Source organism: Sphingobium sp. TomTYG73, from assembly GCF_055394245.1.
In genome coordinates this window covers 2,274,807-2,298,290 of the sequence record NZ_AP027339.1, presented here as the reverse complement: position 1 = coordinate 2,298,290, position 23,484 = coordinate 2,274,807, and the positions used below count along the sequence as shown (strand labels likewise).

Here is a 23,484-nt window from a genome sequence, read left to right as displayed (position 1 = left end):
TGGAAGCGTCGGCGTAAGCGCTTATCCGATCATCATCAGGCTGGCATTACCTCCGGCAGCGGTCGTGTTGATGGAGATCGACACTTCTTCAAGCAACCAATCGCAATGATAGGCAAGGGGCTGGTCCTGCTCGGCTGCGTGAACGGATATGACCGGCCCGGGCATCGCCGCGACTTCCGCCACGGCTCGGGCCACCACTGATCCGTCTCCTTCCACCAAGGCAACTGCGCAAGGCCCGTCAGGCAGGCCAGCAAATGCAGCAGCAACATTTGGGGGCAGATCGTCGGGAAGCGCCTCCGCAACCACGCCCCGGTTCCCGGTCGCAAGGATGGCGGCCATCTGTTCGAACAAGCCATCCCGGCTCTGCGGTATCATCAACACCTGACCACGGGGATGCAGGGTGTAAAGATTACGTTCCCCGACTGGTCCGGCGAGCGCGCGTTCCGCTCCCAAAGCAGAGGCGGCGGCATAGTTGCGCGCTTTCGCTGCGCTGCCCATTTCGCCCTTTGCTTCCAGCCAGTTCGCGAAATCATGGATGGGTGAAGCCGGATGCCGCGACTTCCGTCCGAAAGCGGATGGGCGCGTCACCAGCCGATTAAGATAAAGCGGCCCACCAGCCTTGGGTCCCGTTCCAGAGAGCCCACAGCCCCCGAACGGCTGGACGCCGACAACTGCGCCGATCATGTTGCGGTTCACGTAAAGGTTGCCCGCCCTCACCCGCGATGTGACATAAGAGATGGTCTCATCGAGCCGGGTGTGAAGGCCGAAGGTCAGCCCATAGCCAGTGGCGTTGATCGAATCGATCAGCGCGCCCAACCGCTCCCGGCGGAAACGCACGACATGCAGGACCGGGCCGAAAACCTCCTGCTCCAGTTCGCCTATATCATCGATCTCGATAATCGTTGGCGCAACGAAGGTGCCGTGTGCCGCCTCGGCAGGCAGGGTGAGTTGATCAACCCGTTTTCCGCGCTCGCGCATTCTGGCGATGTGCTGATCGATCGTCCTCTTTGCTGCCTGCGTGATCACCGGGCCGATGTCCATCCTCAGCGCATCGGTGCTGCCAACGCGCATTTCCCCCAACGCGCCCTTGAGCATCAGGAGAATGCGATCCGCCACCTCTTCCTGCAGGCAGAGTATGCGCAGCGCGGAACAGCGCTGACCCGCGCTGTCGAATGCGGAGACCAGCACGTCCGCAACCACCTGTTCGGCGAGAGCAGACGAGTCGGCGATCATCGCGTTCTGTCCGCCCGTTTCGGCGATAAACGGAATAGAGCGGCCTGCAGGTGAAAGCCTCTTGGCAAGCTGGCCCTGGATCAGTCGCGCGACGGCGGTCGATCCCGTGAACATGACGCCCGCGGTTTCCGGTGCCGCCACCAGAGCGCTGCCCAACGCGCCATCGCCCGGCGCCAGTTGCAGAGCATGCCGGGGCACGCCCGCCTCATGCAGCAAGCGCACGGCCTCCGCCGCTATCAGTGGCGTTTGGACTGCGGGTTTTGCCAGCACCGGATTGCCTGCAACCAGAGCGGCAGCGACCTGCCCAGTGAAGATCGCGAGGGGAAAATTCCACGGACTGATGCACAGGATCGGTCCCAGAGGCTCCTGCCCGGCGCCGAGATTGGCCCGTGCCTGCGCGGCATAATAGCGGAGGAAATCGACCGCCTCGCGAACCTCCGCGATCGCGTTGGAAAGAGATTTTCCGGCTTCGCGGATCAACAGGCCGAGCAGGATGGGCATGCGCGCCTGCATCGCGTCGGCGGCGCGTTCGAGAATGGCTGCGCGCTCCTCCACCGGCCCGCTACCCCAATCGGATGTCGCGGCACGGGACATGAGGGCTGCGGCGTCCCCGGCCGCCAATTCCACCACCGTGCCGACCCTGTCCCGATGATCGGCCGGATTGCGTATGGCGCGCTCCTCGCCTGAACCGAAGGTCGGGGCCGCCATCCATTCGATCGCCGCGCTTTCGCGAAGGGCCTGCGACAGGGCGGCGAGCGTGCTTTCATCGCTAAGGTCAAAGCCGGTTGAATTGCGCCGATCGGGATACAGATCGGCAGGCAGGACGATCAGGTCATGCTTCGCGCCGGGATGGGGCATGGCACGGACCACCTCGGCCGGATCAGCGATCAGGTCATCGACCGATATGGCCGGGTCCGCGATACGATGGACGAAGGAGGAGTTGGCGCCATTCTCAAGCAAGCGGCGGACCAGATAGGCTAGCAGCGTCTCATGCGTGCCAACCGGCGCATAGATGCGGCACGGGCGGTCGAGATTTTCCTTACCCACGACCTGTTCGTATAGCGGCTCTCCCATGCCGTGCAGGCACTGAAATTCATATTGGCCGACGCTGAAATCCGGCCCGGCAATGCGGTAAATGGTCGCGAGGGTCTGCGCATTATGGGTCGCAAATTGCGGAAAGATCGCATCGGGGGCCGCAAGCAGCTTTTTTGCGCAAGCGATATAGGCGACATCGGTGTGCGCCTTGCGCGTGTAGACCGGGAAGTTGGCAAGGCTGTCCACCTGCGCACGCTTGATCTCCGCGTCCCAATAGGCGCCCTTCACCAGACGGACCATCATGCGGCGTCCTGAACGCCGGGCAAGATCGATGATCCAGTCGATCACGAAGGGGCAGCGCTTGCCATAGGCTTGAATGACGAACCCCAGGCCCTCCCATCCGGCCAATTCCGCATCTGTCGCCAGACTTTCGAGAAGGTCGAGGGAGAGTTCGAGCCGGTCCATTTCCTCGGCATCGATGTTGAGGCCGATATCATAGCTTTTGGCGAGCAGAGCCAGTTGCCGCACGCGGGGCAGCAATTCCCCCATCACCCGATCCGCCTGAGAGCGGGCATAGCGGGGATGCAGCGCCGAAAGCTTGATCGAGATGCCGGGGCCTTCATACACGCCGCGTCCGCGCGCCTCCTTTCCGATCGCGTGAATGGCACGCTCATAATCGGCATGATAGCGGTCGGCATCGGCCCCGGTCGTCGCCGCCTCACCCAGCATGTCGTAGCTGTAGCGGAAGCCCTTCGCTTCCAGCCTGCGAGCTCGCTTCAATGCCTGCTCGATCGTCTCGCCCGTCACGAACTGTTCGCCCATCATCCGCATGGCGAGATCCACGCCGCGACGGATCACTGGCTCCCCCGCGCGCGCCACCAGCCGGGTAAGCGCGGCGCCCAGCCCATAATCATCGACGCTGCCGACCAGCTTGCCGGTCACGACCAGGCCCCATGTCGCTGCGTTGACGAACAGTGATTTGCCGCCGCCCAGATGCGATCCCCAGTCGCCACCAGAAAGCTTGTCGCGGATCAATGCGTCGCGTGTCGTCTGATCGGGGATACGCAGCAATGCTTCGGCGAGGCACATCAGCGCCACGCCCTCTTCACTGGAAAGTGAATATTCCTGGATCAGCCCTTCCACGCCGTTGCCCCTGTGGTTGGCGCGGAGCGTGGTCACGAGCAGGCGGGCGAGTTTTCTGATCGCTTCGCGATCCGATGGCTCAAGAGTCGCGGCTTCCAGCAGCGGCGCGATGCACGCGGGCTCTTCCCGCCGGTAGGCGGCGGTGATCGCTCGCCGAAGAGGTGACTGGGGACGTATGGGCGGCGCAAAGCCTTGGAAGGGCACGCGTCGGGTCATGGCAGCTCCAACTACCCTCCATCATTGGGCCTGAGAATCGCATATATGGATGGATTGACCCAATTCAGCATCCCGGTCGGGGAAAAGCTGGAAAATCACTCTATCTGGACTTGTTCGCCGCCTTCAATCGACGGAAATCTCAGACAAACCGCCCCGTCCCATGATCATGTGTTGATAAGTGTCCACAAAATTCTTATGCATCCGGCGGGCACGCTACTTCCCTGCATGGATGAGGGTAAGTCGATCCCCACATTCTGCGCGTAATGGTCGTCGGGCGCATATCCATCTCCGGGACGGCCGAAATGTCAGTTTCTAAAAGATCGGAAGCACGAAGATAATGTACGATCCCAGAGAAAATGCTGCAGCTGATATTGCAGCTCACCTCCACTCCTTCACGAATTTGGCGACCCATCCTGAGGTCGGTCCCCTCGTTATAACAAAGGGGGACGGCGTCTTCGTGGAAGATGATCGGGGGAACCGCTATCTTGAAGCTGTATCAGCGCTGTGGTGCGCCTCTCTGGGCTTCAGCAACGAGCGTCTGGCCAAGGCGGGCAGCGAAGCGCTGCGTGGATTACCCTATTATCACACCTTCACCGGCCGTTCCAATCCAGCCGTGATCGCGCTGGCCAACAAGCTGCTGTCGATCGCGCCCGTGCCGATGTCGAAGGTGTTCTTCGCCAACAGCGGATCTGAAGCAAACGACTCTGCTGTGAAGCTGATCTGGTATTATCATAATGCCATCGGCAAGCCGGAGAAGAAGAAGATCATCGCCCGACGCAATGCCTATCACGGCGTTACCGTGGCGTCGGCCAGCCTGAGCGGGCTTGTCACCAATCATCGCGATTTCGACCTGCCCATCCATAATATTCTGCATACCGATTGCCCGCATTACTTCCGCTACGCCGAACCGGGCGAAAGCGAAGAGGATTTCGCGACCCGACTCGCCGACAATCTTGAAAAGCTCATTCTGGAAGAAGGGCCGGAGACGGTCGCTGCCTTCTTCGCCGAACCGGTCATGGGTGCGGGCGGGGTGCTTACGCCGCCGACTACCTATTTCGAAAAGGTCCAGAAGGTACTGGCGAAATATGACGTGCTGCTCGTCGCGGACGAAGTGGTGTGCGGCTATGGCCGGACAGGTGAGATGTTCGGTTCGACCACTTTCGGCATGAAGCCCGATATCCTCACCACGGCGAAGGGGCTGTCATCTGGCTATGCACCGATCTCCGCCGTGATGGTGAATGAGAAGGTCTATGCGCCGATCGCCCGGAACAGCGGCACCATCGGCACCTTCGGCCACGGCTTCACCTATTCGGGCCATCCGGTCAGCTGCGCCATCGCGCTGGAAACACTCAAAATCTACGAAGAAGATAATGTCGTCGGCCACGTGCAGTCGTTGATGCCGCAATTCCAGAAGGCGTTACGGAGCTATGAAGGCCGCAAATATGTGGGCGAAGTACGTGGGGTCGGCCTGGTCGGCGCCATCGAGCTTTATGCCGATCCTGAAAACCGGACCAGCTTCGACCCCGCAGCAAAGGCCGGGGCGCGATTGGTCGAAATCGGGCTGACGCAGGGCCTGATCGTGCGGGCGCTGGGCGATACGATCGTCTTCTGCCCGCCGCTGATCATCACCGCCGAAGAGCTTGATGATCTGTTCGCTCGGTTCGAACGTACGATGGCTATCTTCGAAGAAACCATCGGCTGACAGTCCGGCATCGGAGTAACGGCTGCGCGACGCAGCGGTTGCTCCGGTCCGGCCCCGGTTGCCGCGCGGCTCACCTAGCGTCAGCGAAGCGCGACAGACAGTGCCGCGAAAAACAGGAATGCAGCGGTCCATCGGTCCAACCGCCAGCGCGGCGGCGCCATCTTTTGGGCTGCGACCAGGCATGTGAAAAATGCTATCCAGGCGAGATTCATGACGCCGCCCACAAACAGCAGCAGCATCAGCGCCCAGCAGCAGCCCAGACAATAAAGTCCATGCCGCATGCCGATCTGGAACGCGCCGCCTGCACCGGGGCGCCAGTAGCGATGAATGAAGATGAGCGGCGACTGGCAGTTTTCCAGGCAGCGATGCTTGGCGGGCGTCAATTCATAGAAAGCCGCCACCAGCAACAGGCCAGCAGCGCCCAGGCGACCACCCAGAGACAAGGTCGCGGCGGACAAATAGCCACCATGCAGCAGCAAGGCCTGTGCACCAGCCGCGATCGCTGAAAAACTTATCCATATGAGCAGATAAGAGCCCATGACCGTAAGGCTGTGCAGCAAACGCGCATAGTCACTGGTCGCTCGATCAATCCGCGCATGCAGCAATATCATGGGCGCGGCGGAAGGAAGCATCATGGCGACCATCATGATCGACCACATGGCGAAGGCGGCGAGAAAATAGCTGGGCGACAAGGGCTGGATGGCCATGGGCATCGCGCCCATCGGCATGTCTGCCATTCCTTCCCCCGCCATGTCCCCCATTGAGGCGTCCGGCGTGGAAATGAGCCACATCCAGGCCATCATCACCAGCAGCAGCAGCGCCGCTCCGACGATCAGGTTGTTTCGCGACAATAGCTGATGGACAACAGAAGGGGTGCCGTCTGGTGGTGGCACCGGCCTAATGGACAACGCCACTCTCGGTCAGGTGAAGCTCGGCGAACTGCGCATGGGAATCGCTGAGCTGCACATCGACCGGCCCCTGGGTTTTCGCCCAACCGCGACCGACCTCGCACACATCATATTCAAAACCCTGGGGCAGGTTGATGCGCGCGCGATGCGCTTCTCCCGTCACCGGGTTGACGATCGGTTCGCCACGCGCGTCGATCCAGCCGGGAACGTTCAGCCGGGCGGATCGGCCGTCAATGTCCACCCGTAGGTCGATGGGCGCAAATACGGGATCGTGCACCTTGGTGTAGGTCGTGGCAAAAACCTGGAAAAAGGTGGCGCCGGGCACAGTGTCCAGCCCGCTCATGATGCGCAGCAACGCTTCTCTTTGCACCGCGTCCGCCCGTTCATCGACGATCGGAACGGCTTCGCCCCTGCCTTCATGGATCGGCCCCGGCCAGGCAACGATCAGGCCGATGCGCAAGCCCGAAAGGTCGGTGCCATCATGATGACCCTGTTCGATGTCGATCGCGGCAACGGCCTGACAATGTCCATGCGTCGGCAACGCATTGAATTGGCAGGGACAACCATAGGCGCAATTGCAGTGGACAAATTCCTTGCCCTTGATGGTCCAGCGCGTGGCCATGGGACCTCTCCCGCCTTGAGTCTTGGACGGGGTCAGCATAGCAGCTTTTGCTGTTGTTCAACAGGCCGAGCCTGCTCTGCCTTGGGCTTCTGAGGCTCCTGCGTTTGCGCGCAGGAGCATCATTCAGAATTTATGAGGGGGTGACCGCAGCCCTTTTCGGGCGACGATCCAGTTCAGGCACGGCTAAGCGGCATGGCAGCCATTTCAAGCGGCGGCAGCTGCGCGGGATGGGGGATCGTCACCTCCACTGGCACTACCGGCTCTACCTCCGGCACCCGTCCACGCATTCCATGATTGGCTGCCCAGATCGCAGCCTGGGTGCGGTTCTTGACGCGCAGCTTGCGCAGCACCGCCTTCACATGGACCTTCACCGTCGCCTCGCTGATTTCCATTCTCTTGGAGATCACCTTGTTGGGGCACCCCATGATTAACCAGCGCAGAATTTCCAGCTCGCGGTCCGACAGGCTGGCGGCATCGACTGGCCGTTCAACCTCCAGCGCGTCCGTGAGTGTCGGTCGAGACTGCAATTCATCGGCGAGTTGCGGTGGGAGCACCCGTTCGCCCATCGCCACCAGATGCAGCGTCGCCACCAGGCGGTCGCAGCTGATTTCCTTGATGATATAACCCATTGCACCAAGCCGGAAGGCCTTCAGCATCGTCTGGAAATCGAACCGGTCGGACAGAACCACCAGATAGGAACAGGGAAATCGCCGTTGAAGGACGGCGACGCTGTCCGCATCAAGTTCTTCGGTTCCATTATCGACCAGGAGCAGCGACGGTCCGGTATCTTCTTCCGGCACCTCCGCCTTCTGGAGTGCAGCGGCAATATTGGGATATTGGTTAACCCGGAAATCTCGTTCAGTGAGAATCCGGCTCAGCCCTTCTCTAACAATTGCATTACCGCACAACAGACGCACATTGACTGGGTAAGCCATTGGGTATTCCCCTCATGATCCCTTCCACCTTCGTTAGCAGGCCCCAAACGAAGCGTGAAAGACCAGTTTCCAAATGCCTGCGGTGCGACCCTTTCTTTTCGTTTCAATAAGTTATGACTAGCATATTTGCGCGACAAGAGTCCTGAACTGCTCGCGGAAATTTGGGGTTAGTGTCAGAATTCGCTAACGAACTGTTAATGCGTTATATTCTGACTTTAACCTTATGTAGTATGCCGTACGTGCAGAGCGAGATATACTACTTTAGTCTTACGGCCGACGACACTGATCAAGCATATGCCTGAGCCGTCGCCGTTGCGAGTCTCTATTTGTTAACGCGAAAAATTAACCATGTTTCCAAACGAGTCCAATGACTTGGATCGCCGGAATTTTTTGATGTCGCCGCTGCTGGCGCGCAAGCCTGCTCGAGACTCGCGAAGGCGGGGCTTTCTTGCCACAGCCGCCAGGGGGAATCCGGTAATAAGGCTTCCGCTAAAAGGGAGCGTTGACCCCGGACAGTCTTGCTATCCTGTCCTTAGGAACCGTTAGGACCGCCACCGCCGGTATTGCTGCCGCCACCGCCGCCGCCCATGCCACCGGCTCCCACCGTGCCGATGTTCCCGAAAATCTCGTCGAACAGGCTGCGATGACGGCCAAGGGTCGGCGTCTTGTCGCCCGCGGGCGATATCTTGGCGACCTGCTCAAGCCCCATGCGATCCACGGCAGTCACATTGCCCGCCGGGTCGAAACGGACATGCAACACGGTCTGGGCCACGGGCTTGGGATTGGAGAAGGCAAGCGCCCGCATGTCGCGCGACACATAATACCAGTCCTGATCACCGAATTGCGCGGTGAAGCTGGGTCGGCCCAGCGTGCCTTCAACGGAGGCACGGTTGTCGATGCCCGGCTGGATCGAATCGACCAGCAGCTTGTCCACCTGATAGCCCTGATGCGTCCGGATGCGGGTGCAGGCGGATGTACCGAGGACCAGCGCGCCAAGGCCGACGGCGAGCAACAGATGTCGGCTGAACTGACGCATGAACTTCTCCTGCCGGGACAGGCCCCGGGAAAACGCGAAAACCAAAGCCGCCATTGCATCGCGCGGCCCGCCGATCAATATGGAAATGCGCGACCCCCGGCAAGGGGGCCTCCGCTCAGCTCAGCCAGGAAACTGCTTCGACATGCCAAACCTCTTTCAGCGCCTGTTCGCGCGAACCGATCCCAAGGACGCGATGCAGCCGCTCTATCAAGCCATCGTCCATGAAGGGCGTCAACCGCACTGGTATATGGAAGGCCAGGTCCCCGACACCATGGACGGCCGGTTCGACATGATCGTCGCCATCCTCGCGCAGGTGCTGATGCGGATGGAAGCGATCGGCGCCGCGCAGGAGAGCGTTTGGCTGACGGAATTATTCGTCGATGACATGGACGGCCAGCTGCGTCAGGAAGGCGTGGGCGACGTCGTGGTGGGCAAGCATATCGGCCGGATGGTGAGCGCGCTGGGCGGCAGACTGTCGGCCTATAAAGCTGCACTACTGGGCGAGGCGGAGCTGCGGGAAGCGCTGGAGCGCAACCTGTATCGTGGCGCGACGCCGGGTGATGGTGCGATCAATCATGTCGAATCTCGCTTGCGATCGCGCTGGGTTCGGCTTTCCGCGTTGCCGCTGGACGCATTGCTGACCGGAGATATTGGATGAGCAACCCTGCACCCGAATTCTCTCGCCCGGTGCGCGCTGATCAGATCGTGCGGCATGCGCAAGGAGTGACGATCACCGCCGACGCCAACGAGCGGGAAGCACTGGCGAAGCGTTTCCATCTGCTTTCGCTCAGCCGCCTTGAAGCCAATTATACGCTGAGCGAAAATGATAGCGGCATCGAGGCACGCGGGCGCGTGCGGGCGGAACTGGCCCAGCCCTGCGTCGCTACCGGCGTGGCCGTGCCCGAGAAGATCGACACCGAATTCCTGCTGCGCTTCGTCGCGGAGCGCGGCGATGAAGGCGATGACGAAGAGATGGAGATCGATTCGGAGGATTGCGACATCATCGGCTTTGATGGGCAGACAATCGACATGGGGGAAGCGGTCGCCGAAACTATGGCCTTGGCCATGGCGCCCTATCCCCGTTCTGCCGACGCAGACTCCTATTTGCGGGAAGCGGGCGTCCTTTCGGAAGAACAGGCCAGTCCTTTCGCTGTCCTCCAGTCTTTGAAGGACAAGAAGTCCTGACCTGACGACGCCTTCCGCGTTTTGCTTTCGTTCCTGCTGTGGCATAAACCCCTGCCATGGATTCCGGGCCGCGCAAGATCATCCATATCGACATGGATGCCTTTTATGCGTCGGTCGAACAGCGCGACGACCCAACCTTGCGGGGCAAGCCGATCGCCGTGGGCGGAGGCGGCCCGCGAGGGGTCGTTGCCACCGCCAGCTATGAGGCTCGCACATTTGGCGTGAAATCGGCCATGCCCGGCGCGCGGGCGCGGCGGCTCTGTCCGGACCTTCTGTTCGTGAAGCCTCGGTTCGAAGTATATCGCGCCGTTTCGGCTCATGTGCGGGAGATTTTCGCCCGCTTCACCGACATCATTCAGCCGCTGTCGCTTGATGAGGCTTATCTCGATGTCACGGTGAACAAGCCGGGCCTGGCCTCCGCAACGGTCATCGCCCAGGAAATCCGGCGCATGATCCACGAAGAAACGGGCCTCACCGCCTCGGCCGGCGTATCCTACAACAAGCTGATAGCCAAACTCGCTTCAGATCAGAACAAGCCGGACGGCATTTGCGTCGTGCGACCCGGCGAAGGAGCAGGCTTCATGGCGGAGATGCCTGTGCGACGCATCCATGGCGTGGGCCCGGTGACGGCACGGCGGATGCAGGCGTTGGGGATTGAAACCGGCGCCGACCTTCGCGCGCGGGACCTGCCTTTCCTCCAGCAGCATTTCGGCAGCGCCGCCCCCTTCTATTATCGTGCCGCGCGCGGGGAGGACGACCGACCCGTCCACGAGCGGCGGGAAAGGAAGTCCGTCAGCGTTGAGGACACATTTTTCGACGACCTGATAACGCAGGACGCGCTGGTCACAGAAATAGACCGTATCTCGCAAAGCCTCTGGCGAAGGATCGAGAAGAGCGGCGCCTATGGCCGCACCATCGTCCTGAAAATCAAATTTGCCGATTTCCGAATCATCACCCGGTCGAAAAGCATAAGCGCCCCGGTTCGTTCGTCTGACCTACTGGCGAAAACGGCGCGTTCCCTGCTGCTCGCCCAGTTGCCGCTACCCATGGGGGCTCGGCTGCTGGGTCTTGGCGTTCATAATCTCGACACCGAAGAGCCGGTCGAGGGAGGCCAGCAGCTTAGCTTTGTCCTTTGAACCGGATCAGAAGGGCAGCCAGTTCCGCTTTTCCGTGAACTTCATGTAGCCAGCGTTGATGCCCAGCCGATAACCCACGCCCAGGCGGATCGGGATCAGCACTACGCTGCCCCAACGCAGGTAGCTGGCTGTGAAGCCACCGACGAGATAGGCCGTGCCTTCGGCAGCGGGGAAGCGGTGATAAAGGTCCTGCGTGTCGTAGAGATTATAGACCAGGACGAAGGTGTTGGACGCATTGCCGCCCACATCGAAGCCGATGGATGGCCCGGTCCAATACACCTCCCGCTTGCCTTCCACCTTATGGTTGAGCGTGCCGGATCCATAGCGCAAGCCAACGACAAAGGCGCCGGATGCTTCCCGACCGGCAATATAGGCGTTGGGACGCCCCTGATCCTTCAGGATCTTCTCGATCATGCCGGCAAGCCCCTCGGCCCCCTTGCCAAAGACGCCCTCGGCCGCCCCGATCAGGTCATCTTCCTGATAGGATTCGCTCGGGCTCAAGGCGGCGGGGGGCGAGTTGGACGTTACCGGCGCGCCGGTGGCGGTGCTGTTCGCCGCGGGCGGGGCATAATCCGGCGCCGTATTGCTGGGGGGCGGAACGCTGTGGTCGACGCCGGGGTCGGTCGGGGTACTGTTCGCGGGCGGAACGGGCGCGAGGTCCGCGTCGATCGCGGTGTTGGGATCGACCGTGCGCACCTGCGCAGTCGCAACAATTGGACTGAACGCCATGCCCGCGGCGGCAAATGCCATCGCACCCCGCCGCACATTGCGAGCCGCCGCACGCCTTAAAATCCCGATCATGCCCGCTACTCCCCGAATTTTCCGCTCTTCGACCAACTATCAGATTATCGGAAAGCAAGCTGAAACGACAATGAACGAACGGCGACCCGAGTCGATTCTGGGCTGGAACGAATCCTGCGGACAAGTTTGTAAGAATTTCATGGCATACACCCGTTGCCTTGCGCGAAAGCCACCGTTATAGCGCTTCTCGCCTAGCCGCTGTCCCGCCCCAAGCGGGTATTCAGGCCATGTTTGGAGACGTGGGTGAGTGGCTGAAACCAACGGTTTGCTAAACCGTCGTGCTGAGAATTCGGCACCGAGGGTTCGAATCCCTCCGTCTCCGCCACCTTTCCGTAAAATCCCGTCCGCCGCCGCTGTTCAGAACGGTATGAAGCGGCGTTCGTAGCGCCAGCTGGCCCATAGCTGCTGAACCATCCGGCTGGTGGTGCGAAAACGGTCGGGCGGGACGCGGCTGTGCGAGGGGTTCGCCTCTGTCGCCAAGCTGGGCGGCAGGTCATGAAAACCACCGACACGAAGGCCCGTCAGCTTCACAGCCTCCCGGCAGAGAGCGGTGAACCGGCGCATTACTGCATGATTGGGACGTTGGCGGTCGCGGGTCAGCATTTCGAAGCTATGCGTGACGACGACGAACGCGGCATGCCGCTCGCCCACCGCGTGGCACAGCCCGGTGCGCATCTCCTTCGCCGACATCGCGCAAATTTGCGCAGGGCGAAAGCTGCCGGGCCGGTCGGTGATGCCCGAAACTGGAAGCTCACAGACACCGAAGCTGCGCGTTGGTGCGACCTGATCGCGCGCACCGTTGATGCGGCAGCCATAGCGGTGATAGGCGGGGTTTACGCTGCTGTCCCACGTCATGCCGACATGAGCGAGGGCGCGCAGCGTATCGTCATTGGCACCGAAATTGCCTGCTCGAAAGGCCATGGGCGCAGGCGCTCCGGCTTCCTCCAGCCATTGCCTGCCCAAGCGCAGCAGGGTGATCTGATCATTCATCGAAAAGTCACCGATATTGCGGCCCAGCCTCCCTTCGACAGGGGAGTGGCGCGCCCAGCGGAGCCATTCGCTGTGAACGTGCAGTTGCACCTCGTGCCCCCGGTCCACGATCGAGGCGACGATGGGCTTCAAAAACTCGGTTCCATAAACCAGCGCGGGCATCGGATCGACGAAGAACACGCCTTTGAGGCCATGCCTTTCCAGCTCCGCCATCTGCCAGCCGACGCCATAGGCTTGGCCCCGAGACTCTGCCCAGATGGACAGGCGGATATTATCCTCCAGACTTATTCCCCGCTCGTGAAGCAGTGACGATAATTCTGTGTCCACGGTGATCAGCAGGGCAGTCATTGCCGATGTCCCTACCCCATCCATGTTAAGGAGCCGTAACGCCGCCCTAACTATGGCGACAGGGCGGCTACCCACTGGACCAGTCGCGCGCTACATCGCCTTATGATTTCAATTCACCCGCTGACCGGCATGGCTGAAATTTGTGCCGGTGATGATTTGGCCGTCCTGCTGCAAGACGCTTTGAAAATGGCAGGGCTCTGGCCGTTGCTGGACGGCGACGTGCTGGTCGTCACGCAGAAGATATTGTCCAAGGCGGAAGGTCGCATGGTCGATCTTGCCCAGGTCGAGCCGGGACCGGAGGCTCTGGAACTGGCGACAATCACCAAAAAGGACCCGCGCCTTGTCGAGCTTGTGCTGCGGGAAAGCGTCGCCGTCGTCCGTGCCGTGCCCCACATATTGATCACTCGTCACAGGCTGGGCCATGTCATGGCCAATAGCGGCATAGACCGGTCGAATATCGGCCCGGGCGGCCCGGAACGGGCGTTGCTGTTGCCCCTCGATCCTGATCGCTCAGCTGCCGCGATCAGCCATGCCCTTACCGACGGCGGGATCGCGCCTGCGGTGGTGATATCCGACAGCTTCGGGCGGCCGTGGCGCTACGGGGTGGTCGGCGTTGCCATAGGCGCGGCACGCTTGCCTGCGCTGATCGACCGAAGGGGAGACAGGGACAGGGATGGCCGCCGCCTGGAAGTGACGCAGATCGCCTTGGCTGACCAGATTGCGACCGCCGCCGCATTGGTCACGGGCGAAGGGGCCGAAGGCATTCCGGCCGTGCTGATGCGGGGATTGCGCTGGCCACAGGGCGACGCGCCTGCAACGGCGCTTGTCCGGCCGCTGGAGGAGGATCTGTTTCGATGAGCCGTATCGTGACGCTGACTGGCGGCGTGGGCGGCGCCAAGCTGGTGCTGGGTCTCATGCGCATTTACCCGCCGGAACAGATTACCGCCATTGTGAATACGGGCGACGATTTCCGGCACTTCGGACTCACCATCTCTCCTGACATCGACACCCTTCTCTACACCCTGTCCGGGAAGGCCAATGCGGCCCAGGGCTGGGGCCGGGAAGGCGAGAGCTGGAGCTTCATGGACGCCCTCAAATCCCTGGGCGGCGAAGATTGGTTCCTGCTGGGCGATGGCGACCTGGCGCTGCATGTGCTGCGATCTCATCTGCTGGCGCGCGGAGAGACGCTGAGCGCGATTACGGCCCGCTTCGCTTCTGCATGGGGGCTGGACCTTACCATCCTGCCGATGAGTGATGACCCGGTTGCGACGCATCTCAACACCAGCGAAGGCGACATGCCGTTCCAGCGCTATTTCGTCGGACGCCGCTGCGCGCCAGAGGTGCGGACCATTCGTTTCGAAGGCGCAGAGCGCGCTATACCGGCGGCAGGCGTGATCGAAGCGATCACCGCCCCTGACACACGGGCCATTGTGATAGCGCCTTCCAACCCCTGGCTGAGCGTCGATCCGATCCTTGCGGTGCCTGGCATCCGGGAAGCATTGGTCTCCGCTCGCGCGCCGGTTGTTGCGGTGTCGCCGATCGTCGGGGGCCAGGCGGTCAAGGGACCCACCGCCAAGTTGATGCAGGAGTTGGGCCTGACCGTGACCAATAAAAGCATCGCGGCCCATTATGCCGATGTGATCGACGGGCTTCTGATCGACGAACGCGACGACGCCTCTGACATTTCGATCCCACACGACGTTTGCGACACGCTGATGAAGACGCTGGAGGACCGGGAAAGAGTTGCGCGCGCCGCCCTGGCGCTGGCGGACCGGATCGCCAGCTGAACCGTGCGCTGCTGGATCGTCATCCCGGTCAAGGCGCCGCAACTATGCAAGACGCGGCTGTCCCCTGTACTTGGCGAGGATGAGAGGCAAAAGCTGGTGGCGACGATGCTGCGCCAAACCGTTTCTGCTGCTCAAGCGGTTGCAGGGCGGGAGCAGGTTTTATTGCTGGGGCCGTCGCGCCATGGTCTGGCAGAGGATATTCCGCTACTTGCTGACCCGGGACGCGGCTTGAACGCAGCCCTGATGAGTGCGCGAGACGCGGCGATCGGGGAAGGGGTCGACCGGCTGTTGATATTGTCGGCGGACCTTCCTTTGATCGGGCCTGATGATGTGACGGCACTGCTGAACCTGCCGAGGGATAGCATCGCGGTCGCGCCCGATCATGCGGGCACGGGCACCAACGCGCTCTTACTACCCCTCCCCGGCGCGGCCGAGTTCCGCTTCCATTATGGAGAGGGCAGTTTTGCCGCGCATGAGGCCGAAGCGGACAGGCTCGGCCTGCTTTTTCGCAGCGTGCAACGACCCGGACTGGAACTCGATATCGATCGGCCGGAAGAGCTCGCGCTCTGGCGGCGGGGCTAGCCCGTCCCTGCCTTAGAGGGCCACCCCTGCCGAAGCGAGTACCGCCAGTGTGAGCAGTTCGGACGCATTTGAAGACATGGTCGCGATCTGCACGGACTTCTCCATGCCCACGAGCATCGGGCCGATCATCGTCGTGCCGCCCAGTTCGCGCAACAGTTTCGCCGAGATGTTGGCTGATTGCAGGCCGGGCATGACCAGGATGTTGGCCGGGCCGGACAGGCGGCTGAAGGGATAATTTTTCATGACGGCGGGATTAAGCGCCGCATCCGCGGTCATTTCGCCTTCATATTCGAAATCGACGTCACGGCCATCGAGAACCTTCAGCGCATCGCGGACATTTTCCAGATGGCCGCCTGGCGGGTTGCCGAAGTTGGAATAGGACAGGAAGGCGACGCGCGGGTCATGACCCATGCGCCGTGCGACCGCGACAGTGCCCTCGGCGATGTCGGCCAGCTCGCTGGCGGAGGGCCGTTCATTGACGGTGGTGTCGGCCAGGAACACCGTCTTGTCCTTCGACACCATGATATGGATGCCAAAGGCAGTGCGCCCCACCACCGGGTCCATGACGCGCTTCACCTCGCGCAGAGTCTGGGCGAAGGGCCGCGTCACGCCTGTGATCATCGCATCGGCATGGCCCATGCTGACAAGCAAGGTACCAAAGATATTGCGATCGCGATTGACCATGCGTTCGCAGTCGCGCCGCAGATGACCGCGTCGCTGCAAGCGGCTGTAGAGCGTATCCACCATCTCGGGGACCAGAGGCGAATTGACGCTGTTATGCAGTTCGAAACTTTCAGGATCGCGGACGCCAAGCGCCTTCAGCTTGTCATAGACTTCGTTTCGGCCGACGAGAACGGGAATGCCGTAGCCAAGATCACGGAACTGGATGGCGGCGCGCAGCACCACTTCCTCCTCCGCTTCGGCGAACACGACGCGCTTGGGATTGGCCTTGGCGACCTCATAGGCCATGGTGAGGACCGACGTCGTCGGGTTCAACCGGCCTTTGAGCGACTGGCGATAGGCCGCCATGTCGGCAATCGGTTTTTGCGCGACTCCGCTTTCCATCGCCGCCTGCGCGACCGCTACCGGAACGACCTCCATCAGACGCGGGTCGAACGGCGCCGGGATGATATAATCGGGACCGAAGCTGTGCGAACGGCCGTAAGCCTTGGCGACTTCCTCCGGCACCTGTTCGCGCGCCAGTTCAGCGATGGCGTGCGCCGCCGCCACTTTCATCGGTTCGTTGATGCCCGTTGCGCGCACATCCAGAGCGCCCCGGAAAATGAAAGGGAAGCCCAGCACATTGTTGACCTGGTTGGGATAATCCGACCGCCCGGTAGCGACGATCGCATCCGGGCGAACTTCCAGAACTTCGGGAGGCGTGATTTCCGGGTCGGGATTGGCCATGGCGAAGATGATCGGCTTTTCCGCCATCGCCTTCACCATGTCCTGCGATACCGCTCCGGCAACGGACAAGCCGAGGAACACGTCAGCGCCCTTGATCGCTTCGCCCAGCGTGCGGGCGTCGGTCTTCACCGCATGCGCCGACTTCCACTGGTTCATGCCTTCGGTACGGCCCTGGTAGATCACGCCCTTGCTGTCGCACATGATGACATTGTCGTGCGAGACGCCGATCGCCTTGATCAGTTCGGTGCAGGAAATGGAGGCCGCGCCTGCGCCATTCACCACGACCTTCATGTCCTTAAGGTCGCGCCCGGTCAGCATCGCCGCATTGATGACGCCAGCGGCGGCGATGATCGCCGTCCCATGCTGGTCGTCGTGGAAAACCGGGATGTTCATCCGCTCTTTCAGCGTCTGTTCGATGATGAAGCATTCCGGCGCCTTGATGTCTTCAAGGTTGATGCCGCCAAAGCTCGGCTCCATCAGTTCCACCGCATCGATGAACTTATCGACGTCCTCGGTCTTAAGCTCGATATCGATCGAGTCCACGTCGGCGAAGCGCTTGAAGAGCACTGCCTTGCCTTCCATCACCGGCTTCGATGCAAGCGCGCCCAGATTGCCAAGGCCAAGGATAGCCGTGCCGTTGGAAATGACCGCGACCAGATTGCCTTTGGCCGTATAGTCGTAGGCGGCCTGCGGATCGGCGGCGATGGCGCGCACCGGCACGGCGACGCCCGGCGAATAGGCAAGGCTGAGGTCACGCTGCGTCGCCATCGGCTTCGACGCGATGATTTCGATCTTGCCCGGCCTGCCAGTCGAATGGAAGAACAGCGCCTCGCGCTCGGAAAATTCCACACTCGACTTATCAGCCATGACGCATCCGCCCCTCTTTACCTAGTAAACAGGCCCTAGCGGCAAGCCCGACCTGTCGGCAAGCGCGAGCCGCACGTTTTTTCACGCCCTTTCCTGAACTGCCGCTTGCCGCTATCGCCTGACGGTCATGCACAGCCCTAAGGAAAACGCCGCGACCCAGCCGACGCCGATGATGGCGCAATATCTGGCGTTGAAGGCTGAGGCGCAGGATTGCTTGCTATTCTACCGCATGGGCGACTTCTTCGAGCTATTCTTCGACGACGCAAAGGCTGCCGCGGCGACGCTGGACATCGCGCTCACCAGCCGGGGCGAACATGGCGGCGCGCCGATCCCCATGTGTGGCGTGCCTGTACATAGCGCAGAAAATTATCTGGCCCGGCTGATCAAGGCCGGACACCGGGTCGCCATCGCCGAACAAACCGAAACCCCCGCGGAAGCCAAGGCGCGCGGCAGCAAGGCGCTCGTGGCCCGCGCCATCGTACGCTATGTCACGGCGGGCACGCTGACCGAGGAGACGCTGCTCGATTCCAGGCGCGACAACATGTTGGTGGCGCTGGCCCAGACGGGCGGCGACGGCGCAGGCGAGATCGGAATAGCCGCAGCCGACATTTCCACCGGACGGTTCGAAACGCTGACGCTGCGGACAAGCGACCTGCCCGCCGAACTGGCGCGGCTTCGGCCGAGCGAAATCGTCGTGCCCGACGGCCTCGCCCTCGATCTACCCGAAGCTCACCCGTTCGATCGTGCGGCATTTTCCAGCAACCGGGCCGAGTCAGCGCTCAAGAGGCTGTTCGGCGTCGCTACCCTCGACGGATTCGGCCAGTTCAGCCGGGCGGAGCTGGCCGCGATGGGCGGACTGGTCTCCTATCTCGATCATGCGGGCAAGGGCACCCTGCCCTTTCTGGCGCCCCCCGTTCGCAAGGCGAGCGGTGCCCATGTGGCGATCGACGCGGCCACCCGGGAAAGTTTGGAGATCAGCGCGACGATGAGCGGCGCGCGGGCGGGCAGCCTGTTGGGCGCGGTGGATCGGACGGTCACGGGCGCAGGCGCCCGGCTGCTGGCGCAGGACCTGTCGGCGCCGTTGATGGATCAAGGGCTGATCGAGGCCCGGCTGGGTCTGGTCCAGCTCCTCCATGATGACCCGCTGCTGCGCGACCAGTTGCGTGCCGCGTTGAGGGCTCTGCCCGACGTAGGGCGAGCACTCGGACGCATCGCCGTGGGCCGAGGCAGTCCACGCGATTTGGGGCAGCTGCGCGACGGGCTCAACGAAGCGCGAATGCTCCGCGAAAGACTTGGGCGATTGGCTGACCAGCCGCCGCTGCTCCAGCAACTGCTGCCAGCCCTCGATGGCCACGGAGCGTTGGTGGACAGCCTTTCGCGGGCGCTGGTCCCCAGTCCGCCGACCGAGACGGCCAATGGCGGATATATTGCCGACGGCTACGATCCGGCTCTGGACGAGCTGCGGCGGATGGCAGGCGACGGACGGCGGGCGATCGCTGCTCTGGAGGCTAGTTATCGCGAGCGCACCGGCATCGCGTCGCTGAAAATCCGGCATAACGGCGTGCTTGGCTATCATGTCGAAGTGCCCGCACGCGCCGCCGATCCGTTGATGCAGCCAGACAGCGGCTTCACGCATCGCCAGACGCTGGCGGGCGTGGTGCGATTCAATTCGGTCGACCTGCATGAACAGGCTGGGCGGGTCGCGCAGGCAGGTGCCCATGCGCTGGTAGCCGAGGCCGCGCATCTGGAGGATCTTGTCGAAGCCGCCCTGGCTCGCAAGGCAGAGATCGCGCTGGCCGCTGATGCGCTGGCCCGGCTGGACGTTGCAGCAGCGCTGGCGGAACGCGCAGCCGAAGGAGGCTGGCAGCGGCCGCATTTTCTACCTCAGGAGGGCGGCGAGCCGTGCCTTGAGATCATCGGCGGCCGACATCCGGTGGTCGAGGACGCGCTGCGGAAGGAAGGGCAGCCCTTTGTCGCCAACGATTGCTGTCTGGGTGCCGAAGACCGGCTCTGGCTGGTCACCGGCCCCAATATGGGCGGCAAATCCACCTTCCTGCGACAGAATGCGCTGATCGTGATTCTTGCGCAGGCGGGCAGCTATGTCCCTGCTCAGTCGGCGACCCTGACATTGGTCGATCGGTTGTTCAGTCGCGTGGGGGCATCGGACAATCTTGCACGCGGGCGATCGACCTTCATGGTCGAAATGGTGGAGACCGCCGCGATCCTTTCGCAGGCGACGGAACGCAGCTTCGTCATCCTGGATGAAGTCGGACGCGGCACATCCACCTATGACGGGTTGGCCCTCGCCTGGGCGGTCGTCGAAGCGGCGCATGAGGTCAACCGCTGCCGGTGCCTGTTCGCGACGCACTATCATGAACTGACACGGCTGGCGGAGACTCTGTCGTCGCTATCCCTGCATCATGTGCGTGCCCGCGAGTGGAAAGGCGATCTCATCTTGCTTCATGAGGTCGCGGAAGGGCCAGCCGACCGTAGCTATGGCCTCGCCGTTGCGCGCCTTGCCGGGCTGCCCCCGGCCGTTCTCAAGCGTGCCAAGGATGTTCTGACCAGACTGGAAGCGGGCCGGGCAAAGACCGGCGGCATCGCGGCGGGCCTGGACGACCTTCCCCTCTTCGCCGCCGCTGCGGCGCAGGAAGAGGAAGCGGTCGATGCCCTGCGCGCCGCGCTCGACATGATCGATGCCGATGCGCTTTCTCCCCGGGAGGCGCTGGAACAGCTTTATCGCTTGAAACAACTGGCCGCGGCCAGCAGCTGACACTAGACTGCGCCCATGGTCATGCAGTTTCCCTCCCTTGGCTCTCGCCGCTCCATCATCGACCGGCGCGCGATTTCGGACAGCATCAACGCGTTGGCGCAGGAGCATCGGGGCGATCCGGCGAAGCTGCGGGCCTTGGTGGTCCGCGAGCTGAAGACCGCGCTGGATGCCGGACGGGTCGACGTCGCAAAGCGGTTGGAGGCCAAGCCTACGCGCGGGCGCGAGGCCGTGACCGCCTTTGCGTTCCTGATCGACCAGATTCTGCGCCTGCTCTACGATGCAACGACGCATCATCTATACCCTGCCAGCAATCGCAGCACGGGTGAGCGCATTACCCTGATGGCCGTAGGCGGCTATGGCCGTGGCGAGATGGCGCCGCACAGCGACGTGGATATCGCCTTCATCACGCCATGGAAGCCCACCGGGTGGACCGAGCAGGTCATCGAATCCATGCTTTACTCGCTCTGGGACCTTGGATTGAAGGTCGGGCATTCGAGCCGCTCGATCGATGAAACCATGCGCATGGCCAAGGCGGATCTGACCGTGCGCACGGCATTGCTCGAAGCGCGTTATGTCTGGGGCGACCGAGCGTTATACGAGGACACCGCCAAGCGCTTCGACGCTGAGGTGATGCAGGGGACGGCGCGCGCCTTTGTCACGGAAAAGCTGGAGGAGCGCGACGAGCGGCACAAGCGCATGGGCGATAGCCGCTATGTCGTTGAACCCAATGTCAAGGAAGGCAAGGGAGGGCTGCGTGACCTCCACACGCTGTTCTGGATCGGCAAATATGTGAATCGGGTGAAGTCCGTCGCCGAGCTGGTGGACGTGGGCTTGCTGACCGATCTGGAACTGCGGCAATTCCAGAAGGCTGAGGATTTTCTTTGGGCCGTCCGATGCCACCTGCACATGATCACGGGGCGAGCGGAAGATCGCCTGACGTTCGATCTACAGCTGGAAACCGCCACGCGGATGCACTTCACAGGGCGGCAGGGCCGCTCTGGCGTGGAGCGCTTCATGCGCTATTATTTCCTGAACGCGAAAATCGTGGGCGACCTGACCGCGGTGTTCCTGGCGCATCTGGACGACCAGATGGCGGCGAAGGGGCGGCGCTATATTCCGTCCATATTCCGTCGGCCAAAGAAGCTGGACGGGTTCGTGCTCGACCGTGGTCGGCTCGCGCTGCCAAGCGACGACTTTTTCCAGCAGGACCCGGTGCGGTTGCTCGAAATCTTCGCGGTAGCCGATCGCCATGAATTGGGCATCCACCCAAGCGCCATGCGCACCGCCAGCCGGGACGCAGGCCTCATCACGGCAAAAATCCGCCGCGATGCTCGCGCCAACGCCGCTTTCATGGATGTGCTGACATCGACCCGCGATCCGGAAACGGTGCTGCGCTGGATGAACGAATCGACGGTGTTTGGCCGGTTTATTCCCGATTTCCGCCGCGTTGTGGCGCAGATGCAGTTCGATATGTATCACCATTATACGGTGGACGAGCATACCATCCGCGCAGTCGGGCTTCTGGCCCGCGTGGAAAAGGGCGCTCTGGTAGAAGACCACCCGTTGTCCACCGAGATCATGGGCAAATTGCTGTCGCGCCGGGTGCTCTATGTCGCGGTTCTGCTGCACGACATCGCAAAGGGCCGTGGCGGCGACCATAGCGTACTTGGCGCCGAGGTAGCCGACCATCTCTGCCCGCGCCTTGGCCTGACGCCGGCCGAAACGGAAACCGTCGCCTGGCTGGTGCGCCATCATCTGCTGATGTCGGCCACGGCGTTCAAGCGTGATCTGGCCGATTACAAGACGATCCTGGATTTCGTCGAGGTGGTGCAGAGCCCCGAGCGGCTTCGCCTGCTGCTCTGCCTCACCGTCGTGGACATCCGCGCCGTGGGTCCCGGCGTGTGGAACAGCTGGAAACGGCAACTACTGGGAGACCTCTATGAGGCTGCCGAGGAAGTGCTGCGGCTTGGCCACAAGCAAAAGGGGCGTGGCGAACGCGTCACCGCCAAGCAGGAATCACTGCGCAAGGCGCTCGGCATGTCCAAGGCCGACTTCCAGAAGCTCAGCAAGCGCCTGCCCGAATCCTACTGGATCGCCGAGCCTGAGGACATCCTGATCCACAACGCGCAGCATATCCTGGCATCAGCCGATTCGCCGCTGTCGATTGCCGCGCAATATTATCCGCAGCGCGGCGCCACGCTTGTCACCGTCTATGCCGCTGACCATCCGGGCCTTTTCTACCGGATTGCCGGAGCGATCCATCTGGCAGGCGGCAATATCATCGATGCGCGTATCCACACCACGCGCGACGGCGTCGCCATCGACAACTTCCTGGTGCAGGACCCTTTGGGTGGCGCTTTCCATAGCCCGGAACAGCTGACCCGTATCCGCAATGCGATCGAGGATTCGCTGGCGAATCGCCATCGCATGATCACGAAGCTGGAAGCGCGCCCCCTGCCCCGCACCCGCGCCGAAGCGTTCCGGATCGAACCCAATGTGCTGATCGACAACAAGGCGTCCAATCGGTTCACGGTGATCGAGGTCAATGCTCGAGACCGCCCCGCCCTGCTCTTCAGCCTTGCCAACGCGTTGTTCCAGTCGAAGGTCACTGTGCACAGCGCCCATGTCGCCACCTATGGCGAACGCGCGGTCGATACATTTTACGTGACCGACCTTTTGGGCGGCAAGATTGAGAGCAAGGTACGCATCCAGACGCTGGAGCGGCGGCTGCTTGAAGCTGCTGGCGATCAGGTCGATGAGGCTCTTGAGCAGGCCTGA

Annotated in this window: 17 protein-coding genes and 1 tRNA gene; 10 read left to right on the top strand and 8 right to left on the bottom strand. The window is 62.1% G+C overall.

The genetic code is table 11. The annotated features are described in order from the left end of the window. Positions 1-21 precede the first annotated feature (21 nt). Positions 22-3,627, bottom strand: coding sequence for a trifunctional transcriptional regulator/proline dehydrogenase/L-glutamate gamma-semialdehyde dehydrogenase (putA, locus tag ACZ5TH_RS11560; protein ID WP_464794003.1), 3,606 nt, complete (start codon positions 3,625-3,627; stop codon positions 22-24). A gap of 337 nt (positions 3,628-3,964) precedes the next feature. Here putA and ACZ5TH_RS11555 point away from each other — a divergent pair, with 337 nt between their 5' ends. Continuing rightward, entirely contained in the window at positions 3,965-5,329 is a 1,365-nt protein-coding gene (locus tag ACZ5TH_RS11555) for an aspartate aminotransferase family protein (RefSeq protein ID WP_464794002.1), read from the top strand. Positions 5,330-5,409: 80 nt separating this feature from the next. Here ACZ5TH_RS11555 and ACZ5TH_RS11550 read toward each other — a convergent pair whose 3' ends face one another. The 4 genes from ACZ5TH_RS11550 to ACZ5TH_RS11535 all read right to left on the bottom strand — a co-directional run bounded on the left by ACZ5TH_RS11550 (position 5,410) and on the right by ACZ5TH_RS11535 (position 8,884). Then, the gene (locus tag ACZ5TH_RS11550) at positions 5,410-6,243 is read right to left on the bottom strand and encodes a DUF2182 domain-containing protein (protein ID WP_464794001.1); all 834 of its coding nucleotides are present in this window, start codon (positions 6,241-6,243) and stop codon (positions 5,410-5,412) included. Beyond that, positions 6,227-6,859, bottom strand: coding sequence for a DUF1326 domain-containing protein (locus ACZ5TH_RS11545; RefSeq protein WP_464794000.1), 633 nt, complete (start codon positions 6,857-6,859; stop codon positions 6,227-6,229). The genes ACZ5TH_RS11550 and ACZ5TH_RS11545 overlap by 17 nt, the downstream gene beginning before the upstream one ends. A 173-nt stretch (positions 6,860-7,032) precedes the next feature. Further along, positions 7,033-7,794 (bottom strand): LuxR C-terminal-related transcriptional regulator, encoded by a 762-nt coding sequence (locus ACZ5TH_RS11540; RefSeq protein ID WP_449470543.1) that lies wholly within the window; start codon positions 7,792-7,794, stop codon positions 7,033-7,035. Positions 7,795-8,326: 532 nt separating this feature from the next. Beyond that, positions 8,327-8,884: an outer membrane protein assembly factor BamE gene (locus tag ACZ5TH_RS11535; protein WP_460987084.1), complete on the bottom strand. Its 558-nt coding sequence runs from the start codon at positions 8,882-8,884 to the stop codon at positions 8,327-8,329. 88 nt (positions 8,885-8,972) lie between these two features. Between ACZ5TH_RS11535 and ACZ5TH_RS11530 the strand changes: the two genes are divergently transcribed. The 3 genes from ACZ5TH_RS11530 to dinB are packed head-to-tail and all read left to right on the top strand — an operon-like array spanning position 8,973 to position 11,151. Further along, complete coding sequence (locus ACZ5TH_RS11530) at positions 8,973-9,488, top strand: ubiquinol-cytochrome C chaperone family protein (RefSeq protein WP_464793999.1); 516 nt, start codon at positions 8,973-8,975, stop codon at positions 9,486-9,488. Next, positions 9,485-10,015 (top strand): YceD family protein, encoded by a 531-nt coding sequence (locus ACZ5TH_RS11525; protein WP_464793998.1) that lies wholly within the window; start codon positions 9,485-9,487, stop codon positions 10,013-10,015. Before ACZ5TH_RS11530 ends, ACZ5TH_RS11525 begins: the two co-directional genes overlap by 4 nt. 56 nt (positions 10,016-10,071) lie before the next feature. After that, positions 10,072-11,151, top strand: coding sequence for a DNA polymerase IV (gene dinB / locus ACZ5TH_RS11520; RefSeq protein WP_464793997.1), 1,080 nt, complete (start codon positions 10,072-10,074; stop codon positions 11,149-11,151). Positions 11,152-11,157: 6 nt separating this feature from the next. Here dinB and ACZ5TH_RS11515 read toward each other — a convergent pair whose 3' ends face one another. Continuing rightward, positions 11,158-11,952, bottom strand: coding sequence for a DUF1134 domain-containing protein (locus ACZ5TH_RS11515; RefSeq protein WP_460987081.1), 795 nt, complete (start codon positions 11,950-11,952; stop codon positions 11,158-11,160). A 233-nt stretch (positions 11,953-12,185) separates the two neighbouring features. Between ACZ5TH_RS11515 and ACZ5TH_RS11510 the strand changes: the two genes are divergently transcribed. After that, positions 12,186-12,277 (top strand) — tRNA-Ser (locus ACZ5TH_RS11510). A 32-nt stretch (positions 12,278-12,309) separates the two neighbouring features. Here the strand turns inward: ACZ5TH_RS11510 and ACZ5TH_RS11505 are convergent. After that, the gene (locus ACZ5TH_RS11505; protein WP_449470533.1) at positions 12,310-13,290 is read right to left on the bottom strand and encodes a polysaccharide deacetylase family protein; all 981 of its coding nucleotides are present in this window, start codon (positions 13,288-13,290) and stop codon (positions 12,310-12,312) included. Between the two features lie 102 nt (positions 13,291-13,392). Between ACZ5TH_RS11505 and cofE the strand changes: the two genes are divergently transcribed. Genes cofE through cofC form a run of 3 tightly spaced genes read left to right on the top strand, consistent with a single transcriptional unit; the run spans position 13,393 to position 15,659 of the window. Next, positions 13,393-14,148, top strand: a complete 756-nt coding sequence (gene cofE, locus ACZ5TH_RS11500; RefSeq protein WP_464793996.1) for a coenzyme F420-0:L-glutamate ligase — start codon at positions 13,393-13,395, stop codon at positions 14,146-14,148. Beyond that, a complete protein-coding gene (cofD, locus tag ACZ5TH_RS11495) occupies positions 14,145-15,077 on the top strand; it encodes a 2-phospho-L-lactate transferase (protein WP_464793995.1) in 933 nt (310 codons plus the stop codon). Before cofE ends, cofD begins: the two co-directional genes overlap by 4 nt. A 3-nt stretch (positions 15,078-15,080) precedes the next feature. After that, a complete protein-coding gene (gene cofC, locus ACZ5TH_RS11490; RefSeq protein ID WP_464793994.1) occupies positions 15,081-15,659 on the top strand; it encodes a 2-phospho-L-lactate guanylyltransferase in 579 nt (192 codons plus the stop codon). Positions 15,660-15,671: 12 nt separating this feature from the next. Here the strand turns inward: cofC and ACZ5TH_RS11485 are convergent, their stop codons facing one another. Continuing rightward, on the bottom strand, positions 15,672-17,933 hold the full coding sequence (locus tag ACZ5TH_RS11485) for an NADP-dependent malic enzyme (RefSeq protein WP_464793993.1): 2,262 nt from the start codon (positions 17,931-17,933) through the stop codon (positions 15,672-15,674). Positions 17,934-18,060: 127 nt separating this feature from the next. On the opposite strand from ACZ5TH_RS11485, the gene mutS reads away from it, so the two are divergent. Next, a complete protein-coding gene (gene mutS / locus ACZ5TH_RS11480; RefSeq protein ID WP_464793992.1) occupies positions 18,061-20,706 on the top strand; it encodes a DNA mismatch repair protein MutS in 2,646 nt (881 codons plus the stop codon). Between the two features lie 15 nt (positions 20,707-20,721). Beyond that, positions 20,722-23,484, top strand: a complete 2,763-nt coding sequence (locus ACZ5TH_RS11475; RefSeq protein WP_464793991.1) for a [protein-PII] uridylyltransferase — start codon at positions 20,722-20,724, stop codon at positions 23,482-23,484.

Bases quoted from the DNA above. Each gene is read 5' to 3' on its own strand.
- putA (WP_464794003.1), bottom strand. From the start codon at position 3,627: ATGACCCGACGCGTGCCCTTCCAAGGCTTTGCGCCGCCCATACGTCCC.
- ACZ5TH_RS11555 (WP_464794002.1), top strand. From the start codon at position 3,965: ATGTACGATCCCAGAGAAAATGCTGCAGCTGATATTGCAGCTCACCTC.
- ACZ5TH_RS11545 (WP_464794000.1), bottom strand. From the start codon at position 6,859: ATGGCCACGCGCTGGACCATCAAGGGCAAGGAATTTGTCCACTGCAAT.
- ACZ5TH_RS11540 (WP_449470543.1), bottom strand. From the start codon at position 7,794: ATGGCTTACCCAGTCAATGTGCGTCTGTTGTGCGGTAATGCAATTGTT.
- ACZ5TH_RS11535 (WP_460987084.1), bottom strand. From the start codon at position 8,884: ATGGCGGCTTTGGTTTTCGCGTTTTCCCGGGGCCTGTCCCGGCAGGAG.
- ACZ5TH_RS11530 (WP_464793999.1), top strand. From the start codon at position 8,973: ATGCCAAACCTCTTTCAGCGCCTGTTCGCGCGAACCGATCCCAAGGAC.
- ACZ5TH_RS11525 (WP_464793998.1), top strand. From the start codon at position 9,485: ATGAGCAACCCTGCACCCGAATTCTCTCGCCCGGTGCGCGCTGATCAG.
- dinB (WP_464793997.1), top strand. From the start codon at position 10,072: ATGGATTCCGGGCCGCGCAAGATCATCCATATCGACATGGATGCCTTT.
- ACZ5TH_RS11515 (WP_460987081.1), bottom strand. From the start codon at position 11,952: ATGATCGGGATTTTAAGGCGTGCGGCGGCTCGCAATGTGCGGCGGGGT.
- ACZ5TH_RS11505 (WP_449470533.1), bottom strand. From the start codon at position 13,290: ATGACTGCCCTGCTGATCACCGTGGACACAGAATTATCGTCACTGCTT.
- cofE (WP_464793996.1), top strand. From the start codon at position 13,393: ATGATTTCAATTCACCCGCTGACCGGCATGGCTGAAATTTGTGCCGGT.
- cofD (WP_464793995.1), top strand. From the start codon at position 14,145: ATGAGCCGTATCGTGACGCTGACTGGCGGCGTGGGCGGCGCCAAGCTG.
- ACZ5TH_RS11485 (WP_464793993.1), bottom strand. From the start codon at position 17,933: ATGGCTGATAAGTCGAGTGTGGAATTTTCCGAGCGCGAGGCGCTGTTC.
- mutS (WP_464793992.1), top strand. From the start codon at position 18,061: ATGCACAGCCCTAAGGAAAACGCCGCGACCCAGCCGACGCCGATGATG.
- ACZ5TH_RS11475 (WP_464793991.1), top strand. From the start codon at position 20,722: ATGGTCATGCAGTTTCCCTCCCTTGGCTCTCGCCGCTCCATCATCGAC.